Origin of the sequence: Streptomyces sp. NPDC056169, from assembly GCF_042268445.1 — a bacterium.
Taxonomy (GTDB): Bacteria; Actinomycetota; Actinomycetes; order Streptomycetales; family Streptomycetaceae; genus Streptomyces.
This window is the reverse complement of record NZ_JBHJUO010000015.1, coordinates 1-20,142: the sequence shown is the minus strand read 5'-3', so window position 1 is coordinate 20,142 and position 20,142 is coordinate 1. Positions and strand designations below refer to the sequence as shown.

Sequence of the window (20,142 nt, the reverse complement as noted above, 5' to 3'; positions counted from 1 at the left end):
GGCGGGGGTGGTGTCGCGTCGTTTGACGAGGGCCGTCAATCGGCGCGCCGGAACGCCGGGGCGCGGCGCACGGTGAGGTCATGAACGCGCTGCATCAGTACCTCTTCGACACGTACCGCGCCGAGCAACTCGGCGAGCCCCTGCCGCCCGCGCCGGGCACCCACGACGTCGCCGTCCTCCGGGCGATCGCCGACCGGCGCCGCTTCGAGCGGGTGGTCGCCGGCCGCCCGGCGCACGGCGCCCTCCGCACGGCCCTCCGGCGGTGGCTGCACACCGCCTAGGGCCTGTACGGCGGATGACGGCCGGGGCCGCGCGCGCTCAGCTCTCGATCCGGGACAGGAAGTCCCGTACCGCCGCCCGTACGTCCGCCGCCGTCCACTCCAGGCCGGGTGCCGTCACCGTCAGCTCCGTCAGGGCGACCCCCGGCGGGCCGCCCGCGCCCGGGGCGAACCAGCGGCGGAAGAGGGCGGTCCCGGTGGCCTCGGTCTGCGCGACGGCCGCGGCCGTCAGGGCCTCGGCGGTGTACGGGAGCCAGACCTGGAACTGGTGGGTGTGCGGAACCTCCGGGTGGACCCGGAACCAGCCCACGCCCGCCTCCGCGAGCTCCTCCCGCAGCGCTTCGGCCACCACGCGCGCGTGGTGCACGTACGAGGGCAGCCGGGGCAGCTCGACGGCGAGGCCCCGGAGCGCGGCGAGCGCCGCCGGGTACTGCTGGAAGAGGAGCCCGCCGTACCGGTGGCGCCAGACCCGTGCCTCCTCCATGACGTCCTCGGGACCCGCGAGCGCGGCCCCGGACAGGCCGCCGAGGGACTTGTAGAACGAGACGTACACGCTGTCGGCGAGCCCCGCGATCTCCGGGAGCCCGCGGCCGAAAGGCGTCGTGCACTCCCACAGGCGCGCGCCGTCGAAGTGGACCACCGCGTCCCGCTCGCGGGCCGCCTCGACGACCTCGGTCAGCTCCGCCCAGGACGGCAGGACGAAGCCGGCGTCGCGCAGCGGCAGCTCCAGCATCAGCGTCCCGAAGGGCTCCGGGTGGTCGCGCACCTCCTGGGCCGTCGGCAGCCGCGGCTCGTCGGTCGGGTGGACCGTACGGAGCCCGGAGACCGCGCCCAGCGCCCCGCCCTCGTGGACCTCGGGGTGGGCGAGCGGGTGGAGGGCGACGACGGGACTGCCGGTGCGGCCGGCCCAGCAGCGCAGCGCGACCTGCTGGGCCATCGTGCCGGTCGGGAAGAACACGGCGGCGGGCATCCCGAGCTCCTCGGCCACGCGCCGCTCGACCTCCTCCACCAACACGTTGCCGTACGTGTCGAGGGGCGCGTCTCCATGGCCGGCGAGCTCCGCCCAGTCGGCGAGCTCGCGCAGCCGCCGCCCGACCGTCCCGTCGACGGAGGTGTCCCACAGCTTCCGCTCGGCGCCGCCCCAGAGCTTCGCCCGGTACAGCCGGGCCGCTTCCTCGTCCACGGGATCCGTATCTCCCACCATTTCCGCTTCCATGGGTCGATCATCACACCGCCGCCCACACCCTGTGGACAGCCACGGAGGAGCGCGAAACGCTGGCGTAGCATGACCAGAAATCGTCCGGTACCCGCCGAGGACTGGAACGGAAGGCCGTCCCCACCGTGAACGCACCCACAGCGCCAGAGCCCCGAGCCCCGGAGCCCCGCCCCGAGGACCGGCCCGCTCGGCTCACCGTCGGAGTCGTCGGCGCGGGCCGCGTGGGCCCCGCCCTCGCCGCCTCGCTCCGACTCGCGGGCCACCGCCCCGTCGCCGTCTCGGCGGTCTCCGACCGCTCCCGGCGCCGCGCCGCGGAGCTCCTGCCCGACGTCCCGGTCGTCGAGCCCGCCCGCGTCCTCGCCCTCGCCGACCTGGTCCTCCTGACGGTCCCGGACGACGCCCTGCCGGGCCTCGTCGAGGGCCTCGCCGACACCGGAGCCGTACGGCCGGGGCAGCTGCTCGTGCACACCTCCGGGCGGTACGGCGTACGGGTCCTCGACCCGGTCCGCCGGGCCGGCGCCCTCCCGCTCGCCCTGCACCCCGCCATGACCTTCACCGGCACCGCCGTGGACGTCCAGCGGCTGGCCGGCTGCTCCTTCGGGGTGACGGCGCCCGAGGAGCTGCGGCTCGCGGCCGAGGCCCTGGTCATCGAGATGGGCGGCGAGCCCGAGTGGATCGCCGAGGACGCCCGCCCGCTCTACCACGCGGCCCTGGCCCTCGGCGCGAACCACCTGGTCACCCTGGTGGCCCAGTCGATGGAGCTGCTCCGCAAGGCCGGCGTCGCCGCGCCCGACCGCATGCTGGGCCCCCTCCTCGGCGCGGCCCTGGACAACGCCCTGCGGTCCGGGGACGCGGCCCTGACCGGACCCGTCGCGCGCGGCGACGCCGGCACGGTCGCCGCCCACGTCGCCGAGCTGCGCAAGCACGCGCCCGGCACCGTCGCCGGCTACCTGGCGATGGCCCGCACGACCGCCGACCGGGCGCTCGCGCACGGCCTGCTCAAGCCCGAGCTGGCCGAGGACCTCCTGGGCGTGCTCGCCGCCGACCCCACCCCCGCCGCCGACGGGCCGCAAGGAGACGACCGATGACCCTCTTCGCCCGCAACAGCACCGGGAGCACCGGGAGCACCGGGACCGGCGACGGCGGCCGGCGGGTTCGCCACGAGCCGGCCGAACTCGTTCCCACGGTGGAGGACCTGGAGTACGCGGCCGCCCACCACGGCCTGCCCGGCCACAACGCCGTCGTCATGACCATGGGCGCCCTCCACGACGGCCACGCCACCCTGATCCGCGCCGCCCGCGAGCGCGTCGGAGCCAAGGGCTTCGTCGTCGTCACCGTCTTCGTCAACCCGCTCCAGTTCGGCGCGGGCGAGGACCTCGACCGCTACCCCCGCACCCTCGAAGCCGACCTGGAGCTGGCCTTCGACGCCGGTGCGAGCGTCGTCTTCGCGCCCTCCGCCGACGAGGTCTACCCGGGCGGCGAGCCCCAGGTCCGGATCACCGCGGGCCCCATGGGCGAGCGCCTCGAAGGCGCCTCCCGGCCCGGTCACTTCGACGGCATGCTGACCGTCGTCGCCAAGCTCCTCCACCTCACCTCGCCCGATCTGGCCTTCTTCGGCCAGAAGGACGCCCAGCAGCTGGCCCTGATCCGGCGCATGGCCCGGGACCTGAACTTCCCGGTCGAGATCGTCGGCGTGGAGACCGTCCGCGAGACCGACGGCCTCGCCCTCTCCAGCCGCAACCGCTACCTGTCGGCCGAGGAGCGCCGTACGGCCCTCGCGCTGTCCGGCGCGCTGTTCGCCGCCCGCGAGCGGCTCGCCGCCCAGGAGGCACTGCGCGCGCGTGCTGCTTCCCTGCCGGGCGCCCAGGGCCGGGCCGAGAACCGCGCGGAGGCGCTCTCGCGGCTCGGCGAGGCCCGGGCCGCCGCCGACGCCCACGCGGTCGCGCAGGCGGCCGAGGGCGGCGCCGCCGAAGCCGTCCGGGCCGCCGCCCGCGCCGTCCTCGACGACGCGGCGAGGGCCGAGCCGCCGCTCAGCCTCGACTACCTGGCCCTCGTCGACCCGGCCGACTTCACCGACGTCGCCGGCGACCACGACGGCGAGGCGGTCCTCGCCGTCGCCGCGCGGGTGGGGACCACGCGCCTCATCGACAACATCCCCCTGACCTTCGGAGCCACCAAGTGACCGGAATACGGCTGCACGCGCCCGCACCGGGCTGGGCCATCGACGCCGATGTCGTCGTGGTCGGCTCCGGCGTCGCGGGCCTCACCGCCGCCCTGCGCTGCACCGCCGCCGGGCTCCGTACCGTCGTCGTCACCAAGGCCCGGCTCGACGACGGCTCCACCCGCTGGGCGCAGGGCGGCATCGCCGCCGCGCTCGGCGACGGCGACACCCCCGAGCAGCACCTCGACGACACCCTCGTCGCCGGTGCCGGGCTCTGCGACGAGGAGGCCGTGCGGCTGCTCGTCACCGACGGCCCCGCCGCCGTCCGCCGTCTCATCTCGACCGGCGCCGACTTCGACAAGACCGCCGACGGCGAGATCGCGCTGACCCGCGAGGGCGGCCACCACCGCCGCCGCATCGCCCACGCCGGCGGCGACGCGACCGGCGCCGAGATCTCCCGCGCCCTGGTCGAGGCGATACGGGACCGGGGGGTGCGCTTCATCGAGCACGCCCTCGTCCTGGACCTCCTCACCGACGCCGAGGGCCGTACGGCCGGGGTGACCCTGCACGTCATGGGCGAGGGCCAGCACGACGGCGTCGGAGCCGTCCACGCCCCCGCCGTGGTCCTCGCCACCGGCGGCATGGGCCAGGTCTTCTCCGCCACCACCAACCCGGCGGTCTCCACCGGCGACGGCGTCGCGCTCGCACTGCGCGCCGGGGCCGAGGTCTCCGACCTGGAGTTCGTCCAGTTCCACCCGACGGTCCTGTTCCTCGGCGCCGACTCCGAGGGCCAGCAGCCGCTGGTCTCCGAGGCGGTCAGGGGCGAGGGCGCGCACCTGGTCGACGCCGACGGGGTCCGCTTCATGCTCGGGCAGCACGAGCTGGCCGAGCTCGCGCCCCGCGACATCGTCGCCAAGGCGATCACGCGCCGGATGCAGGAGCAGGGCACCGAGCACATGTACCTCGACGCCCGTCACTTCGGCGCCGAGATGTGGGCGGAGCGCTTCCCCACGATCCTGGCCGCCTGCCGCCTCCACGGCATCGACCCGGTGACCGAGCCGATCCCGGTCGCCCCCGCCGCGCACTACGCCTCCGGCGGCATCCGCACGGACCTGCGCGGCCGGACCACGGTCCCCGGCCTGTACGCGTGCGGCGAGGTCGCCTGCACCGGCGTCCACGGCGCCAACCGGCTCGCCTCGAACTCGCTCCTGGAGGGCCTGGTCTTCGCCGAGCGGATCGCCGAGGAGATCACGGCCGCCGCCCCGCGCGTGCCCGGCGCCCCGGTGCCGCACCCGGCCCCGGTGACCCTGCCGCTGCCGGTGGCGGGCGCCCGGACCCGGATCCAGCGGGTCATGACGGCCGGCGCCGGGGTGCTCCGCTCCGAGCGCAGCCTGCGGGAGGCCGCCGAGGCCCTCGACGCCCTGCACAGCGACGCCCTGGCGGGCGGCAGCGACGACACCAAGGCGGCCGAGCCCGGCGTGGAGTCCTGGGAGACCACCAACCTGCTGTGCGTCGCCCGGGTCCTGGTCGCCGCCGCCCGCCGCCGCGAGGAGACCCGCGGCTGCCACTGGCGCGAGGACCACCCCGACCGGGACGACACGGCCTGGCACCGGCACCTCGTCGTCCGTCTCACCCCGGAGCGGACCCTCGACGTCCGCACCACCGACACCCCCGACTTCCCCCCGACCCTCGACGCCCCCAGGGAGCCGTAAGTGACCACGCCCGAGGAAGCCCGTCCCGAGCCCGTGGACGTCCCTCTGATCCAGATCAGCGCCCCCTCCGCGGCCCCCGAGGCCGGCGGCTGCGGCGACGGCTGCGCCTGTGGCGAGGGCGAGGAGTTCGAGTGCGGGCTCGACCCCGCGCTCGCCGAGCTCCTCGCGGACGCCGGCCTCGACCCCGTACAGGTCGAGGACATCGCCCACCTCGCGATCGCCGAGGACCTCGACGGCGGCGTGGACGTGACGACCGTGGCGACCGTCCCCGAGGAGGCCGTCGCCACCGCCGACTTCACCGCCCGCGAGGCCGGTGTCGTGGCGGGGCTGCGGGTCGCCGAAGCCGTCCTGTCGATCGTCTGCACGGACGAGTTCGAGGTCGAGCGGCACGTCGAGGACGGCGAGCGCGTCGAGGCGGGGCAGACGCTCCTCAGCGTCACCGCCCGCACCCGCGACCTGCTCACCGGCGAGCGCAGCGCGCTCAACATCCTGTGTCGCCTCTCCGGCATCGCCACCGCCACGCGCGCGTGGGCGGACGCCCTGGAGGGCACGAAGGCCAAGGTCCGCGACACCCGCAAGACGACCCCGGGGCTGCGCGCCCTGGAGAAGTACGCGGTGCGCTGCGGCGGCGGCGTCAACCACCGCATGTCGCTCTCCGACGCGGCCCTCGTGAAGGACAACCACGTGGTGGCGGCCGGCGGCGTGGCCGAGGCCTTCAAGGCCGTACGGGAGCTGTTCCCCGAGGTGCCGATCGAGGTCGAGGTCGACACGATGGACCAGATCGGCGAGGTCCTGGACGCGGGCGCCGACCTGATCCTGCTCGACAACTTCACCCCCGGCGAGACCGCGGAGGCCGTCGCGCTGGTCGCGGGCCGCGCCGTCCTGGAGTCCTCCGGCCGGCTGACCCTGGAGAACGCGGCGGCGTACGCGGCGACCGGTGTCGACTACCTGGCGGTCGGCGGGCTCACCCACTCCTCCCCGATCCTCGACATCGGCCTCGACCTGCGCGAGGTGCGGGCCTGATGCTGCTCACCATCGACGTCGGCAACACGCACACGGTCCTCGGCCTCTTCGACGGCGAGGAGATCGTCGAGCACTGGCGGATCTCCACGGACCCGCGCAGGACCGCCGACGAGATGGCGGTCCTGCTCCAGGGCCTCATGGGCATGCACCCCCTGCTCGGCGTCGAGCTGAGCGACGGCATCGAGGGGATCGCCATCTGCGCGACGGTCCCCTCGGTGCTGCACGAGCTGCGCGAGGTGACCCGCCGGTACTACGGGGACGTGCCGGCGGTCCTGGTGGAGCCGGGCGTCAAGACGGGCGTCCCGGTCATCACCGACAACCCGAAGGAGGTCGGCGCGGACCGCGTGATCAACGCGGCCGCGGCGGTCGAGCTGTACGGCGGTCCGGCGATCGTCGTCGACTTCGGCACGGCGACGACGTACGACGCGGTCACCGCGCGCGGCGAGTACGCGGGCGGGGCCATCGCGCCGGGCATCGAGATCTCGGTCGAGGCGCTGGGCGTGAAGGGGGCCATGCTCCGCAAGATCGAGCTGGCCCGCCCGCGGAACGTGATCGGCAAGAACACGGTCGAGGCCATGCAGTCGGGCATCATCTACGGCTACGCGGGCCAGGTCGACGGCGTGGTGGCGCGGATGAAGCGCGAGCTCGTCGGCCCGCAGGGCGACCCCTCCGACGTCACCGTCATCGCCACGGGCGGTCTCGCCCCGATGGTCCTCGGCGAGTCGGCGGAGATCGACGAGCACGAGCCCTGGCTGACCCTGATCGGCCTGCGGCTGGTGTACGAGCGGAACGTCTCCCGGATGTGAGGGCGGAGCCCTGCCCGGTGGTGATCATTCCGGCCGCCCGGTAGCGATCATTCCGGCGCGCCGGAATGATCGCTAAGAGAAAATTGTCCGATTAGCGCGTATCGTCGGCCCATGCCCACGCCATACGGATCTCGCGGCGGCATGGCATTCAGTGCGGACGAGCTGCGTGTGCTCCGACGCGCCCTTGCCATCGCCCTCCACCCTGCCCCCCTCCAGGACGAGGACGTCCAGGACTGCCTGCGCCTGGCCGAATCCGTGGACGAGGCGGTACGCGAGGCCGGCCGGCTGCGCGCCTTCCTCCTCGACGACCTGGCCCGCTACCGCGAGGCCCTCCCCGGGTCGCTCACCGGCTATCTGGGGCTCCTCCGGGACGCCCTGAGCGCCGGGTACGACCCCGGGGTCGACGACCTCGCCGCCCTGCGCGCCCTGCGCGGCAACCCGGCCGCCGCCGAGCTGCTCGCCCGCTGCCGGATCCTCGCCGAGCGCTCCGTCCGCGCCCGGCTCGCCAGGGTCTCCCAGGCGACGGGCTCCACCGCCCCCGCCGTCCCCGTCGGTGCGGCGATCGCGCGCGCGCGGCTGCTCGCCCTCCCCGGCGGGCGTGCGGCGGCCGACGAGCCGAAGCCGAACCCGCCGTCCGGCCCCACCCCCGGTGAGCGCCCGGTGCCCAAGCCCTCCGAGGTGTTCCCGCCGCGCCGACGGCCCGTACCCCCGCCCCCGCCCGAGGAGCGGGTCGCCGGATAGCTACTCTGGACGGCATGGACTACGTATCCGCGCTCCTGCCCCCCGTCGTGATGGCCGCCTTCTTCATCGGCCTCGTCGTCACGATCGTCAAGAGCCAGGGCGGCCCGAACAAGGCCAAGGAGGACGCGGCCGTCGACGCCGCGATCGCCCGCGCCGAGGCCACCCGCCAGACGAACGGCGCCGCCACTTCCTAGGCTCCGCGCCGAAGGCACCGCCTCACCGGGACGTGCGACCTTTCGAGGTCGCGCGTCCTTTTTGTTGCGTTTCTCGACGGAAATAGCCGCTTGCCAACCCTTTGCGAACTAAGGTGGCACTGTGCCCCGTCCATTGGGAGAGCTTGAGGACGCCGTCATGACGCGCGTCTGGCAATGGAACCGACCGGTGACCGTCCGGGAAGTTCTGGAAGACCTCCAGCAGGAACGGTCCATCGCCTACACCACCGTCATGACCGTCATGGACAATCTCCATCAGAAGGGCTGGGTGCGCAGGGAAGTCGACGGCCGCGCCTATCGATATACGGCGGTCTCCACCCGGGCCGCATACTCGGCCGCGCTGATGAACGAGGCCTGGGCCCAGAGCGACAACCCCGCCGCCGCCCTCGTCGCCTTCTTCGGCATGATGTCGCAGGACCAGCGCGAGGCACTGAACGACGCCATCCGTATCGTCCAGCGCGACAACCCACTCCCCGCCCCGCCCGAAGAGGCCGCGGAGACCTCTCGGGCCGCGAAGGCCGAAGAAGCCGTGTCCGACAAGGGCGCCGACGGATCCGAGGGCCAGGAGCGATAGCGTCCCCCCATGTCGCCGTCTGCTTCCCCGGCCGCTTCCGCGGCCTCCGCCAAAGCCGTCACCGTACGCAGGGCCCGCACCAGTGATGTCGCCGCGGTCCGCCGGCTCGTCGATCCTTTCGTCCAGCGCGGCATCCTTCTCGACAAGGCGACCGTGACCCTTTACGAGTCCATCCAGGAGTTCTGGGTCGCGGAACGCGACGAGGACGCCACGGTCGTCGGTTGCGGCGCTCTGCACGTCATGTGGGAAGACCTCGCGGAAGTCCGCACACTCGCCGTCGACGCCGACTTCAAGGGAGCCGGCGTCGGACATCAGGTGCTGGACAAGTTGTTGCACACCGCCCGATGGCTCGGGGTGCGGCGGGTATTCTGCCTGACCTTCGAAGTCGACTTCTTCGCGAAGCACGGCTTCGTCGAGATCGGCGAGACCCCGGTCGACGGAGATGTCTACAGCGAGCTCCTCCGTTCCTATGACGAGGGCGTCGCCGAGTTCCTCGGTCTCGAACGAGTGAAGCCGAACACCTTGGGCAACAGTCGCATGCTTCTGCACCTGTGACCCGGAACCCCGCGGCGAACCCGATGCGAACCCGAAGCGATCCCCAAGCGATCCCGAACCGGATCCCTATGTCCGAATCGCGCATGTTTCCCGCGCCGTCGGGGTTCTGAACCTCTCCCAGGGGTTTGTGTTTTTCCGGGAAAAGCGGTTTCCTTTCCGCGTACTGCATTTTCGATGAAAGGAAATCCGGTGGCACAGAAGGTTCAGGTCCTTCTTGTCGACGACCTCGACGGCGTCGAGGCGGACGAGACGGTGACGTTCGCGCTGGACGGCAAGACCTACGAGATCGACCTCACCACCGCCAACGCGGAAAAGCTCCGCGGCCTGCTCGAGCCGTACACCGCGGGCGGTCGTCGTACCGGAGGCCGCACCACCGGTGGGCGTGGAAAGGGCCGTGTCGCGGCCGGTAGCCCCGACACCGCCAAGATTCGCGCGTGGGCCAAGGAGAACGGCTACGACGTGAACGACCGCGGTCGTGTGCCCGCCACCGTCAAGGCCGCCTACGAGGACGCGAACCGCTGAGGCGACAGCTGCTGAGGCGCCGGGCCACCGGTCCGGGCACTCAGCAGCCGCGCCCGGTGGCACTCCGCGGCGGCTGCGGCCACGAGGCGCACCAGGCAGGGGGCGTCCGCACCGCTCCAGGGCGCGGACCGCAGGGCCGGCAGCGAGGATTCCACCTCGCGCCCCGGCACGGGCGCCCGCAGCCAGACCGCGGCACCCGGCGCGCCGGAACCGCCCCGCCCCGGGGGGAGGGGCGCGGTCATCCGGCCGTCGGTGCCCAGGATCGCGAGATCCAGTGAGATCCCGCCCCACTCGAGCCAGTCGAGCAGCCCAGGGAGCTCCTCCGCGCTCCCCGCGGCCACGAGCAGCCGCATCCGGCGCCCCATCAGGGCCACCGGACCCGTCGCGGCGCCCATCCGGCGCAGCACGCCACGGCCGGCCGCCGCTGGCAGCTCCAGGACGTCGAAGCGCAGCCCCGTGACCAGCTGTACCGGGGGGCCGGCCACCGCCGCCCAGCCGAGCTCGTGCTCGTACCACCGCGCCAGACCGCCGGCGTCGACACCATCGCCATCGCCGTCGAGCGGCGAGCGGGGGAACGGGACGGTGAAGGCCATGCCCTGGGCAACTCCCGCGAAGCCCTCTTGGTTACGCCCGCGACCCGTCGGCGACCCGCCCGCGATCCGTCCTCGGTGACGTCCGTGGCGACGTTCGCGGTGACGCACGGTCCCGCTCCGGACGCGCAAGGTGTCCGTGATGGGGCGTACGGGCGCATTCGGCAGCGCAAGGTTGTTCGCTGGTAGCGGAGGGAACCGGGGTGCGCCGCATGGAGTGTCAGTGCTTACGGGTAAGACATTCCTAGTGGAGAGGGGCGACTCGCGGGCTTCTGCGTCTCACGTTCGCCATCGGCGTACTCAAGGCGCGGGTAACTACTTGGCCTGCGGGAACATCGTCTCGCACCATCGGGTTGGAGCATTTGTCGGTTGTTCGGCGGCAGGTCTCCCCGCGGAAGAGGGGTGATCCGGACGGATGTCGGCAGTTGGAATGAGCGGTCCCCGCTTGCGGGACTAAGCTGCGGAAGGACAGGGAGGGGATCGACCCCTAACTGACTGACCGCTCTGAGGAGCGATTAACGATGTTCGAGAGGTTCACCGACCGCGCGCGGCGGGTTGTCGTCCTGGCTCAGGAAGAAGCCCGGATGCTCAACCACAACTACATCGGCACCGAGCACATCCTTCTGGGCCTTATCCACGAGGGTGAGGGTGTCGCCGCTAAGGCCCTGGAGAGCCTCGGGATTTCGCTCGAGGCGGTCCGCCAGCAGGTGGAGGAGATCATCGGTCAGGGGCAGCAGGCCCCGTCCGGGCACATCCCCTTCACTCCTCGTGCCAAGAAGGTCCTGGAGCTCTCGCTCCGCGAGGCCCTCCAGCTCGGCCACAACTACATCGGCACCGAGCACATCCTGCTCGGCCTGATCCGCGAGGGCGAGGGCGTCGCCGCCCAGGTCCTCGTGAAGCTGGGCGCCGACCTCAACCGGGTGCGGCAGCAGGTCATCCAGCTGCTCTCCGGCTACCAGGGCAAGGAAGCCGCCACGGCCGGCGGCCCTGCCGAGGGCACCCCCTCGACGTCCCTGGTCCTCGACCAGTTCGGCCGGAACCTCACCCAGGCGGCCCGCGAATCCAAGCTCGACCCGGTCATCGGGCGCGAGAAGGAGATCGAGCGGGTCATGCAGGTGCTGTCCCGCCGCACCAAGAACAACCCGGTCCTCATCGGCGAGCCCGGCGTCGGCAAGACCGCCGTCGTCGAGGGCCTGGCGCAGGCCATCGTCAAGGGCGAGGTGCCCGAGACCCTCAAGGACAAGCACCTCTACACCCTGGACCTCGGCGCGCTGGTCGCCGGCTCCCGCTACCGCGGTGACTTCGAGGAGCGCCTGAAGAAGGTCCTCAAGGAGATCCGCACCCGCGGCGACATCATCCTGTTCATCGACGAGCTCCACACCCTCGTGGGTGCGGGTGCCGCCGAGGGCGCGATCGACGCCGCCAGCATTCTCAAGCCGATGCTGGCCCGCGGTGAGCTCCAGACCATCGGTGCCACCACGCTCGACGAGTACCGCAAGTACCTGGAGAAGGACGCGGCCCTCGAGCGCCGCTTCCAGCCCATCCAGGTCGCCGAGCCGTCGCTGCCGCACACCATCGAGATCCTCAAGGGTCTGCGCGACCGGTACGAGGCCCACCACCGGGTCTCCATCACCGACGAGGCCCTCGTCCAGGCCGCGACCCTGGCCGACCGGTACATCTCGGACCGCTTCCTCCCGGACAAGGCGATCGACCTGATCGACGAGGCCGGCTCCCGGATGCGCATCCGCCGGATGACCGCGCCGCCGGACCTCCGCGAGTTCGACGAGAAGATCGCCGGCGTCCGCCGGGACAAGGAGTCCGCGATCGACTCGCAGGACTTCGAGAAGGCCGCCTCTCTCCGCGACAAGGAGAAGCAGCTCCTCGCCGCGAAGGCCAAGCGCGAGAAGGAGTGGAAGGCCGGCGACATGGACGTCGTGGCCGAGGTCGACGGCGAGCTGATCGCCGAGGTCCTCGCGACCGCCACGGGCATCCCGGTCTTCAAGCTGACCGAGGAGGAGTCCAGCCGCCTGCTCCGCATGGAGGACGAGCTCCACAAGCGCGTCATCGGCCAGAAGGACGCCGTCATCGGCCTGTCGCGGGCGATCCGTCGTACGCGTGCCGGTCTGAAGGACCCGAAGCGCCCCGGTGGCTCGTTCATCTTCGCCGGTCCGTCCGGTGTCGGTAAGACCGAGCTTTCGAAGGCCCTCGCCGAATTCCTCTTCGGCGACGAGGACGCGATGATCTCCCTCGACATGTCGGAGTTCAGCGAGAAGCACACGGTTTCCCGTCTCTTCGGTTCGCCGCCCGGATACGTCGGCTACGAAGAGGGCGGCCAGCTCACCGAGAAGGTGCGCCGCAAGCCGTTCTCCGTCGTCCTCTTCGACGAGGTCGAGAAGGCCCACCCCGATATCTTCAATTCCCTTCTCCAGATCCTGGAGGACGGTCGCCTGACCGACTCCCAGGGCCGGGTCGTGGACTTCAAGAACACGGTCATCATCATGACGACCAACCTCGGGACCAGGGACATCTCGAAGGGCTTCAACCTCGGCTTCGCGGCCCAGGGCGACACGAAGTCCAACTACGAGCGGATGAAGGCGAAGGTCAGCGACGAGCTGAAGCAGCACTTCCGCCCCGAGTTCCTCAACCGTGTGGACGACATCATCGTCTTCCCGCAGCTGACGCAGGACGACATCCTCCAGATCGTCGACCTGATGATCGGCCGCGTGGACGAGCGCCTGAAGGACCGGGACATGGGCCTCGAGCTCTCCCAGTCCGCGAAGGAGCTGCTGTCCAAGAAGGGCTACGACCCCGTGATGGGCGCCCGGCCGCTGCGCCGGACGATCCAGCGCGAGATCGAGGACACGCTGTCGGAGAAGATCCTCTTCGGCGAGCTGCGCCCCGGTCACATCGTGGTCGTGGACACGGAGGGCGAGGGCGACGAGAAGACGTTCACCTTCCGAGGCGAGGAGAAGTCGGCCCTGCCGGACGCCCCGCCGATCGAGGCCACGGGCGGCACGGGCCCGAACCTCTCGAAGGAAGCGTGACGCTCCGCTGAGCCGGTAGCGCTGAAGGGGCGGCCCCGGAACCTGAACGGTTCCGGGGCCGCCCCTTTCCGCGTGCTCAGGTGAGGATGCGTACCGTCGGCGCGAGGTGCTCGGTGCCTGTCAGATGCACGTCGTTGGCGTGGACCTCCGCCAGGCCCGCCAGCCCCGCCAGCGGGGCCACGTCCACCTCGCGCTCGGGGTCGGAGAAGAACGCGAACACCTGGAGTCCGGGAAAGGCCCGCACAGCCTGCTCGAACCGCGGCGTCTCGTCGTGGGCGGAGATCACGATCTCGCTGATCCACGGGAGGACGACATCCTCCGGGAGTGTTTCGAGATCCACGGCCGCGACGACGACCTGCCGGAGCTGCGTCAGCAGGGTCATCTCCCGCCAGTCGTCCGCGGTGATCGCGTGGGCATCCCAGAGCGTGAGCTGGCGGAGCCGGGAGGCGGAGCGCAGGCCCTTGATGCCTTCCGCCGGCCAGCCGCCGAAGGAGAGTGTCCGCAGAGGAGCCCTGGAGGGGAGGCCGCTCAGGCGCCAGAACACGGCGTCGGAGAACTCCAGGGACAGTGTTTCGAGCCGGGTGAGGCCGGCGAGCGGGGTGAGGTCGGGGTCGTCGCCCTCGCGCGTCAGGAACAGCATGCGCGGGTCGCAGGCGGTCAGGAGTTCCTCCAGCGCCCCGCCCGAGACGCCGTCGCCGATCTCCAGCCGGTCCGGGGTGATGCCGAGCCGCAGCAGCTCGGCCGCCTGGTCGTCGTGCACGACGGTGAAGTGCAGCTCGGTCGGGTCGATGACGGCGATGACCGCCTCGGCGTACGTGAGGGTGTCGAAGCGCTGCCACCCCCAGACGAGCTGGGCGCGGACGTCGAGCGTGGATCCGCGGGCGAAGCCGGCCAGGTAGGGGATGGCGGCGTCCGAGGGGATGTGCGTCGCGGTGGTCACCGCCATGAGGGCTTCCTCGTCCCCCAGCCCCTCCGGGCCCGGGAGCAGGTCCAGCACCATGCGGCCCGCTGTCGCCAGCTCGCGGGCCTCGTCGGCCGTGGGGGGCGGGACCAGTTCCGCCGTACGGGACAGGACCTGTTCCCGTACCTCCGGTGTCACCTCGGTCGCGTGGGTCAGCGCGGTCGCCGCCAGGATCAGGAGGCGGAGCTGGGTCCGGTGGTCCTCGGCGGCGTCCGCCGCCTTCAGGAGCTCGCGGAGGATCTCCGCGCACTCGTGGGGGCGGGCGTGGCCCACCGCCATGCGGATGACGTCCTCCCAGGTGTCGTCCGCGGCGTGCTGGATCAGGACGCCGATGTCCCAGACGTCCACCAGGGCCTTGGCGGCCAGGTAGTCCTGGAAGGTGCGGTGGACGAAGTCGATGGTGTCGGCGGTCGGTTCGCGCAGCAGGCCGCTGCGGTGGAGGAGGTGGGCGAAGACCCGGTCAGGGGCGTAGGCGGATGCCTCGACCATGGCGGGGACGGCCTCCGCGATGACCGACTCGGCGTGGGCGCGGTCCATCTGGAGCCGGCCGTTCCGAGTGAGCCAGTAGGCGAGCCGCTGGACCAGCTGGATCTGCGGGGCCGCGTCCAGGTCGATCCCGTACGGGTTCGCCATGCCCCGCTCCCGGTCGCGGCGGGACAGGAGCATCGAGAGCGCGGACTCGTAGAGCGCCTTGCGGCCCCGGGGCAGGTAGCCGCGCCGGTCGAGGTGCAGGGCGCAGACGAGGCCGCACATGAGGGGGTTGGTGGCGAGCTGGGCGACGTGTTCGGTGGTGTGGAGCGCGTCGAGGAGCTGCTGCTCGTACGGCTCCGCCTCCGGCCCGGCGGCCCGGTGCCACCGGCGTACGAAGGTGGCGACCTCGGTGCGGGACATGGGGGAGAGGACCAGATCGGTGAAGCCGTCCCGGGCCAGCCAGTCGTTGCCCACGGCGGTGGGGCGGGCGGTCACGAGCCAGCGGTTGCCCTCGTACGCGCTGAGCAGGTCGCGGAGCCACTCGCGGGCCCGCCCGCGCTCGGTCTCGGGGATCTCGTCGATGCCGTCGACGAGGACCAGCCCCCGCCCTGAGGCCAGGACCCGGTCGGCCCAGCCGTCGGGCGGGGTGAGCGGGCAGCCGGCGGCGGAGAGGAAGCGGTCGGGGGCCGGGAGCCGCTCGCCGTGGCGGGTGAGGGTGCGCAGGGGGAGGACGAAGGGGACGCGGCCGTAGAGGTACGCCATGCCGTCCACGCGGTCGTCCGAGGCGGCGGAGACGGTCAGCCACTGGATGAGGGTGGTCTTGCCCGAGCCGGCGAGGCCCCGCAGGAGGACCTTGTCGTGGCGGGCGAGGGCGAGGTCGGCGCGGAGGTGGGACTTGGAGAGTTCCTGCCGTATGGGGATGGGCACCGTCGGCTCGACGGGGCCCGCCGCCTCAAGGGACAGGTACGCCACGTCCAGCGGCCATTCCTTCGCCGAGTGGTGCAGATCGATGCCGTAGATCGTCAGGCTGCCGTGCTTCTTCGCCAGGTGCGCCAGGTACCGCCGCTCGAAGGCGGCGTCCTGTGCGGTCGTGGTCGCGGTCCCGGTGAGAAGTGCGTCGACCTTGGCGATCAGCTCCGCCTGGCCGCGGGTCTGCTCGACCAGGCTGCGCGCCACGAACGTGGACCGCTGGGTGAAGAACTCCAGGATGTGGAGGCAGGCCCACTCGGTCATCGACTCCAGGTAGAGGACCGAGTCGGTGGAGAGGCCGTCGGGGGCCGGGGCCGCCGCGCGGAGGCGGCGGGCGAGGGCGTGGTGGCCGAGGCGGACCGCCTGGACGTCGTCCATGTCGAGGTCGCCGAGGGCGAGGAGGGCCGTCCCCAGGGTGTGGGCGACGGCCTCGGTCTCGTCCGCGGGGAACGGGGTCTCGCCGCCCTCGCCCAGGGAGCGCGCGACCAGCGTCGCCGCGAGCCCGCGGACGTCCTTCTCCGTCAGGGTGCGCTTCTCGCCGCGGAAGGAGACGAGGCCGGACAGCCGGATCGGGCGCGACTTGCCCGTGAGCCCCGCCCCTGGACCGTCGCTGACCAGCAGTTTCTTCAGTAGCGGGCCGATCGCGGCCGACGCGAGCCGGGTGCCGATGAGTGCCGGTTCCATGCCTGTCCCCCTGAAGATCCCCGAATCGGCCAGCGTAGTGCGGGACGGCCTTCCGGGTGGCTCGGTTGCGTGACCCAGGTCCCATTCGCGACCGGCGCCGGGTGACAAGGCGCACAGGCGTTTCGAGGGGTACTAACCGGAATAGTGGCGACGTTTAGGAGTGATTCGGGACGTTTAGGGATCAAGCGCCGGGCCTTTGGTCCCGGAGGGTCCCGAACCGGGCGGTGCGCGGCCTTTCGGGCAGTTCCGGCCGCCCTCGACGTGCGGTTAAACCGTTTCTCTTGTGGCGGTATGTCCGCTTTCAAGGGTTGAAGCCAAGGCCGTCAAGACCCGATCTCCCCCAGAGATCGCTACGACGCAATGTCGTAGATGGGGTGTTTTGGGCTGGGCGGGGGTCCGGGTTACCAAGGATGAGCAAGCCCGGCGCAGCGCACCGTTCGCGTCGGGTCCCGTACTTCCCGGAGGTTTTCCCCCGTATGTCGAAGCGCGTCATGAACCCCGCCGCCCGTATCACCGCCGTCGCTCTCGCCACCGCGGGTCTCGGAGCGTCGCTGGTGGCCGGAGCAGGGTCCGCCTTCGCCGCCGAGGGCAAGGCCGTCGCCCCGGTCTCCGTGACGACCGCGTCCGCCGCGGTCGCGGCCCAGGCCGAGACCCAGGCGCACGTCGCCGCCCAGGTGAAGGCCGCCGCCGCGAAGGCCGCCGCCCAGAAGGCCGCCGTCACCAAGGCCGTCGCCGTGAAGGCGACGCCCGTGAAGGCCGCGAAGAAGGCGACCCCGGCCTGGGTCAAGCCCGTCACCTCGTACACCCTGAGCGCCAGCTACAACCAGGGCGGCGCCATGTGGGCCCACAAGCACTCCGGCCAGGACTTCGCCGTCCCGACCGGTACCCCGGTCAAGGCCGCGGGCGCGGGCACCGTCGTGAAGGCCGGCCCGAACGGCGGCGGCGACGGCCCCGCGTACGGCAACGCGATCGTCGTCAAGCACGCCAACGGCACGTACTCGCAGTACGCCCACCTGTCGAAGATCAAGGTCAACGTCGGCCAGAAGGTCGCCGCCGGTCAGCAGATCGCCCTCTCGGGCAACACCGGCAACTCCTCCGGCCCGCACCTGCACTTCGAAATCCGTACGACCCCGAACTACGGCTCCTCCGTGAACCCGGCCGCCTTCCTGCGGTCGCACGGCGTGAGCATCTGACCCGAAGGGTCGGAGAAAAGCCTCAGTGCGCTTCGTGCGCCTGGGTGAGCAGATCGAGGGCGACTTCGAGGACGGCCGCGCGCTTGTCCTCGGAGTCGCCCTCGACGTTGTCCATGAAGAACATCCCTGCGTGCAGGGTGAAGATCGCACTCACGCAGCGGACCCGGTCCAGCACGGCGAAATCGGGCTCCTGGACCAGGCCGCTCAGCTCCAGCATCCGCTCCTTGAAGGTCATGCCGATGCTCAGCTCGCGCACGGCCGCCTGGTTCTCCTGCATGAAGCGGAACAGCGGATACGCGCCGATCAGGGATGCCTGGTAGCGGCGCAGGATCTCCTCCCTGACCTCCAGCGTGCGCGGCTGCTCCCGCGCCCAGGCGATCAGCTCGTCCACGGGCCGGGTGAGGTCCTGGAAGATGCCGATGATGATGTCTTCCTTGGTCTTGAAGTGGTAGTAGAGCGCGGCCTTGGTGACATCGAGGTGCTCGGCGATCTCGCGCAGCGAGGTCTTCTCGTAGCCCTGCTCGGCGAAGAGTGCGAGGGCCACGTCCTGGATGCGCTGGCGGGTGTTGCCTCGTGCCTGGGCCATGACTGCTCTCGCTCTCCGACTTTTACTTACTTGACGACCGGCTAGTTGCGGGTCTACCGTCCCCATCCTAGTAACTAGCCGGGCGGCAAGTAAGGGGATGGCGATGGCGACCACAGAGGCGGGGCAAGCGGTCGAGGGGAAGGAACCGCCGGCACGCAGTGTCCGAGTCGTCCTCCTCGCCCTGATGATCGCGATGCTGCTCGCGATGCTGGACAACATGATCATCGGCACCGCGATGCCGACGATCGTCGGTGAGCTCGGCGGCCTGGAGCACCTGTCCTGGGTCGTCACCGCCTACACCCTGGCCACCGCCGCCTCCACCCCGCTCTGGGGCAAGGTCGGCGACATGTTCGGCCGCAAGGGCGTCTTCCTCACCTCGATCGTGATCTTCCTGATCGGCTCGGCGCTCAGCGGCATGGCCCAGGACATGGGCCAGCTCATCGGCTTCCGCACGATCCAGGGCCTCGGCGCCGGCGGTCTCATGGTCGGCGTCATGGCCATCATCGGCGACCTGATCCCGCCCCGCGAGCGCGGCAAGTACCAGGGCATGATGGCCGGTGTCATGGCCCTCGCGATGATCGGCGGACCGCTCGTCGGCGGCACCATCACCGACCACTGGGGCTGGCGCTGGTCGTTCTACATCAACCTGCCGCTCGGCGCCGTCGCCCTCGCCATGGTCACCACCGTCCTGCACCTGCCGAAGAAGCAGCGCGCCACGGGCACCCGGATCGACTTCCTCGGCGCCGCACTGCTGACCGTCGGCATCACCGCGATCGTCCTCGTCACCACGTGGGGCGGCACGGAGTACGCCTGGGGCTCGGCCACCATCGTCGGCCTCGCGGTCGGCGGAGCCGCCGCCCTCGCCGCCTTCCTGTGGGTGGAGACCAAGGCCGACGACCCGATCGTGCCGCTGCACATCTTCCGCAGCCGCAACTTCACCCTGATGTCCCTGATCGGCTTCATCACCGGCTTCGTGATGTTCGGCGCGGTCCTCTACCTGCCGATCTTCCAGCAGTCCGTCCAGGGCGCCTCGGCGACCAACTCCGGCCTGCTGCTCCTGCCGATGCTGCTGGCGATGATGGTCGTCTCGCTGGTCGTCGGCCGGTTCACCACCAGCACCGGCAAGTACAAGATCTTCCCGATCGTCGGCGGCGTCCTCATGACGGCCGGCCTCTTCCTGCTCTCCACGATGGACACCGGCACCTCGCGGCTGACGTCCGGCGTCTACATGGCCCTCCTCGGTGCCGGCATGGGCTTCCTCATGCAGATCACCATGCTCGTCGCGCAGAACAGCGTCGAGATGAAGGACATGGGCGTCGCCTCCTCCTCCACCACCCTCTTCCGGACGCTCGGCTCCTCCTTCGGCGTCGCGATCATGGGCGCGCTCTTCACGAGCCGGGTCCAGGACGAGATGGCGGCACGCGGCGGGTCCGGGCTCACGGAGCGGACCGCCCAGCTCGACGCGGCGAGCCTGGCCAAGCTGCCGGAGGCGCTGCGCGAGGGCTACCAGCACGCGGTCTCCGCGGGCACCCACTCCGCCTTCCTGCTGGCCGCGGTGGTCTCCGTCCTCGCCTTCGCCTTCGCCCTCTTCGTCAAGGAGGTCGCGCTGCGCGGCGCCGGCCCGGCGGAGCCGAAGGCGACGGAAGGCGACGACGCCCCGAAGGTCGCCGAGAAGGTCTGAGGCAGCTCGGACGCTCGTGTCGTACGGCGGTGGGGGCGGGCCCCCAAAGGGGCGGCCCCCCCCCCCGCTAGCGGGACAGGCCCCCCGCAGTGGCGCCCACAGCCCCCCCACGGGGGGCAGACCCGGGTTGTGGGGGGGGGGTGGGGCCGCCCCCCCACCCCCA

18 protein-coding genes are annotated in these 20,142 nt (G+C 71.7%); 14 read left to right on the top strand and 4 right to left on the bottom strand.

Annotated elements, in window-relative coordinates; genetic code table 11:
* Nucleotides 1-80: 80 nt before the first annotated feature.
* Nucleotides 81-281, top strand: coding sequence for a hypothetical protein (locus tag ACFC0G_RS24900; RefSeq protein ID WP_376406825.1), 201 nt, complete (start codon nucleotides 81-83; stop codon nucleotides 279-281).
* Between the two features lie 37 nt (nucleotides 282-318).
* Here the strand turns inward: ACFC0G_RS24900 and ACFC0G_RS24895 are convergent, their stop codons facing one another.
* A complete protein-coding gene (locus ACFC0G_RS24895) occupies nucleotides 319-1,494 on the bottom strand; it encodes a threonine aldolase family protein (protein ID WP_376406823.1) in 1,176 nt (391 codons plus the stop codon).
* 125 nt (nucleotides 1,495-1,619) lie between these two features.
* On the opposite strand from ACFC0G_RS24895, the gene ACFC0G_RS24890 reads away from it, so the two are divergent.
* The 10 genes from ACFC0G_RS24890 to ACFC0G_RS24845 all read left to right on the top strand — a co-directional run bounded on the left by ACFC0G_RS24890 (nucleotide 1,620) and on the right by ACFC0G_RS24845 (nucleotide 9,800).
* Nucleotides 1,620-2,582 (top strand): Rossmann-like and DUF2520 domain-containing protein, encoded by a 963-nt coding sequence (locus ACFC0G_RS24890; protein WP_376406821.1) that lies wholly within the window; start codon nucleotides 1,620-1,622, stop codon nucleotides 2,580-2,582.
* Nucleotides 2,583-2,740: 158 nt separating this feature from the next.
* Nucleotides 2,741-3,676, top strand: coding sequence for a pantoate--beta-alanine ligase (gene panC, locus ACFC0G_RS24885; RefSeq protein WP_376407210.1), 936 nt, complete (start codon nucleotides 2,741-2,743; stop codon nucleotides 3,674-3,676).
* Nucleotides 3,673-5,367 carry an L-aspartate oxidase gene (locus ACFC0G_RS24880; RefSeq protein ID WP_376406819.1) on the top strand — a complete coding sequence of 565 codons (1,695 nt, stop codon included), beginning with the start codon at nucleotides 3,673-3,675 and terminating at the stop codon, nucleotides 5,365-5,367. The genes panC and ACFC0G_RS24880 overlap by 4 nt, the downstream gene beginning before the upstream one ends.
* The gene (gene nadC, locus ACFC0G_RS24875; RefSeq protein ID WP_376406817.1) at nucleotides 5,368-6,390 is read left to right on the top strand and encodes a carboxylating nicotinate-nucleotide diphosphorylase; all 1,023 of its coding nucleotides are present in this window, start codon (nucleotides 5,368-5,370) and stop codon (nucleotides 6,388-6,390) included.
* Nucleotides 6,390-7,196, top strand: a complete 807-nt coding sequence (locus tag ACFC0G_RS24870; RefSeq protein ID WP_376406815.1) for a type III pantothenate kinase — start codon at nucleotides 6,390-6,392, stop codon at nucleotides 7,194-7,196. Before nadC ends, ACFC0G_RS24870 begins: the two co-directional genes overlap by 1 nt.
* Nucleotides 7,197-7,337: 141 nt before the next feature.
* Complete coding sequence (locus ACFC0G_RS24865) at nucleotides 7,338-7,937, top strand: hypothetical protein (RefSeq protein WP_376406813.1); 600 nt, start codon at nucleotides 7,338-7,340, stop codon at nucleotides 7,935-7,937.
* Nucleotides 7,938-7,951: 14 nt separating this feature from the next.
* On the top strand, nucleotides 7,952-8,131 hold the full coding sequence (locus ACFC0G_RS24860) for a hypothetical protein (protein ID WP_376406811.1): 180 nt from the start codon (nucleotides 7,952-7,954) through the stop codon (nucleotides 8,129-8,131).
* Nucleotides 8,132-8,252: 121 nt separating this feature from the next.
* Nucleotides 8,253-8,723 (top strand): BlaI/MecI/CopY family transcriptional regulator, encoded by a 471-nt coding sequence (locus ACFC0G_RS24855; protein ID WP_376406809.1) that lies wholly within the window; start codon nucleotides 8,253-8,255, stop codon nucleotides 8,721-8,723.
* 9 nt (nucleotides 8,724-8,732) lie between these two features.
* The gene (locus ACFC0G_RS24850; RefSeq protein WP_376406807.1) at nucleotides 8,733-9,278 is read left to right on the top strand and encodes an amino-acid N-acetyltransferase; all 546 of its coding nucleotides are present in this window, start codon (nucleotides 8,733-8,735) and stop codon (nucleotides 9,276-9,278) included.
* Nucleotides 9,279-9,467: 189 nt separating this feature from the next.
* Nucleotides 9,468-9,800 (top strand): Lsr2 family protein, encoded by a 333-nt coding sequence (locus ACFC0G_RS24845; protein WP_017240029.1) that lies wholly within the window; start codon nucleotides 9,468-9,470, stop codon nucleotides 9,798-9,800.
* Here the strand turns inward: ACFC0G_RS24845 and ACFC0G_RS24840 are convergent.
* Nucleotides 9,779-10,393 carry an SCO3374 family protein gene (locus tag ACFC0G_RS24840; RefSeq protein ID WP_376406805.1) on the bottom strand — a complete coding sequence of 205 codons (615 nt, stop codon included), beginning with the start codon at nucleotides 10,391-10,393 and terminating at the stop codon, nucleotides 9,779-9,781. The two genes, ACFC0G_RS24845 and ACFC0G_RS24840, sit on opposite strands and share 22 nt — an antisense overlap.
* Before the next feature lie 518 nt (nucleotides 10,394-10,911).
* Between ACFC0G_RS24840 and ACFC0G_RS24835 the strand changes: the two genes are divergently transcribed.
* Nucleotides 10,912-13,434, top strand: a complete 2,523-nt coding sequence (locus ACFC0G_RS24835) for an ATP-dependent Clp protease ATP-binding subunit (RefSeq protein ID WP_376406803.1) — start codon at nucleotides 10,912-10,914, stop codon at nucleotides 13,432-13,434.
* A gap of 76 nt (nucleotides 13,435-13,510) precedes the next feature.
* Here the strand turns inward: ACFC0G_RS24835 and ACFC0G_RS24830 are convergent, their stop codons facing one another.
* Entirely contained in the window at nucleotides 13,511-16,519 is a 3,009-nt protein-coding gene (locus ACFC0G_RS24830) for an NACHT domain-containing protein (RefSeq protein ID WP_376406801.1), read from the bottom strand.
* A gap of 476 nt (nucleotides 16,520-16,995) precedes the next feature.
* Here ACFC0G_RS24830 and ACFC0G_RS24825 point away from each other — a divergent pair, with 476 nt between their 5' ends.
* Nucleotides 16,996-17,712, top strand: coding sequence for a M23 family metallopeptidase (locus ACFC0G_RS24825; RefSeq protein WP_376406799.1), 717 nt, complete (start codon nucleotides 16,996-16,998; stop codon nucleotides 17,710-17,712).
* A 22-nt stretch (nucleotides 17,713-17,734) separates the two neighbouring features.
* Here ACFC0G_RS24825 and ACFC0G_RS24820 read toward each other — a convergent pair whose 3' ends face one another.
* Complete coding sequence (locus ACFC0G_RS24820) at nucleotides 17,735-18,298, bottom strand: TetR/AcrR family transcriptional regulator (RefSeq protein WP_376406797.1); 564 nt, start codon at nucleotides 18,296-18,298, stop codon at nucleotides 17,735-17,737.
* Nucleotides 18,299-18,401: 103 nt separating this feature from the next.
* On the opposite strand from ACFC0G_RS24820, the gene ACFC0G_RS24815 reads away from it, so the two are divergent.
* Complete coding sequence (locus ACFC0G_RS24815) at nucleotides 18,402-19,979, top strand: MDR family MFS transporter (RefSeq protein WP_376406795.1); 1,578 nt, start codon at nucleotides 18,402-18,404, stop codon at nucleotides 19,977-19,979.
* The last annotated feature ends 163 nt before the right edge of the window (nucleotides 19,980-20,142 follow it).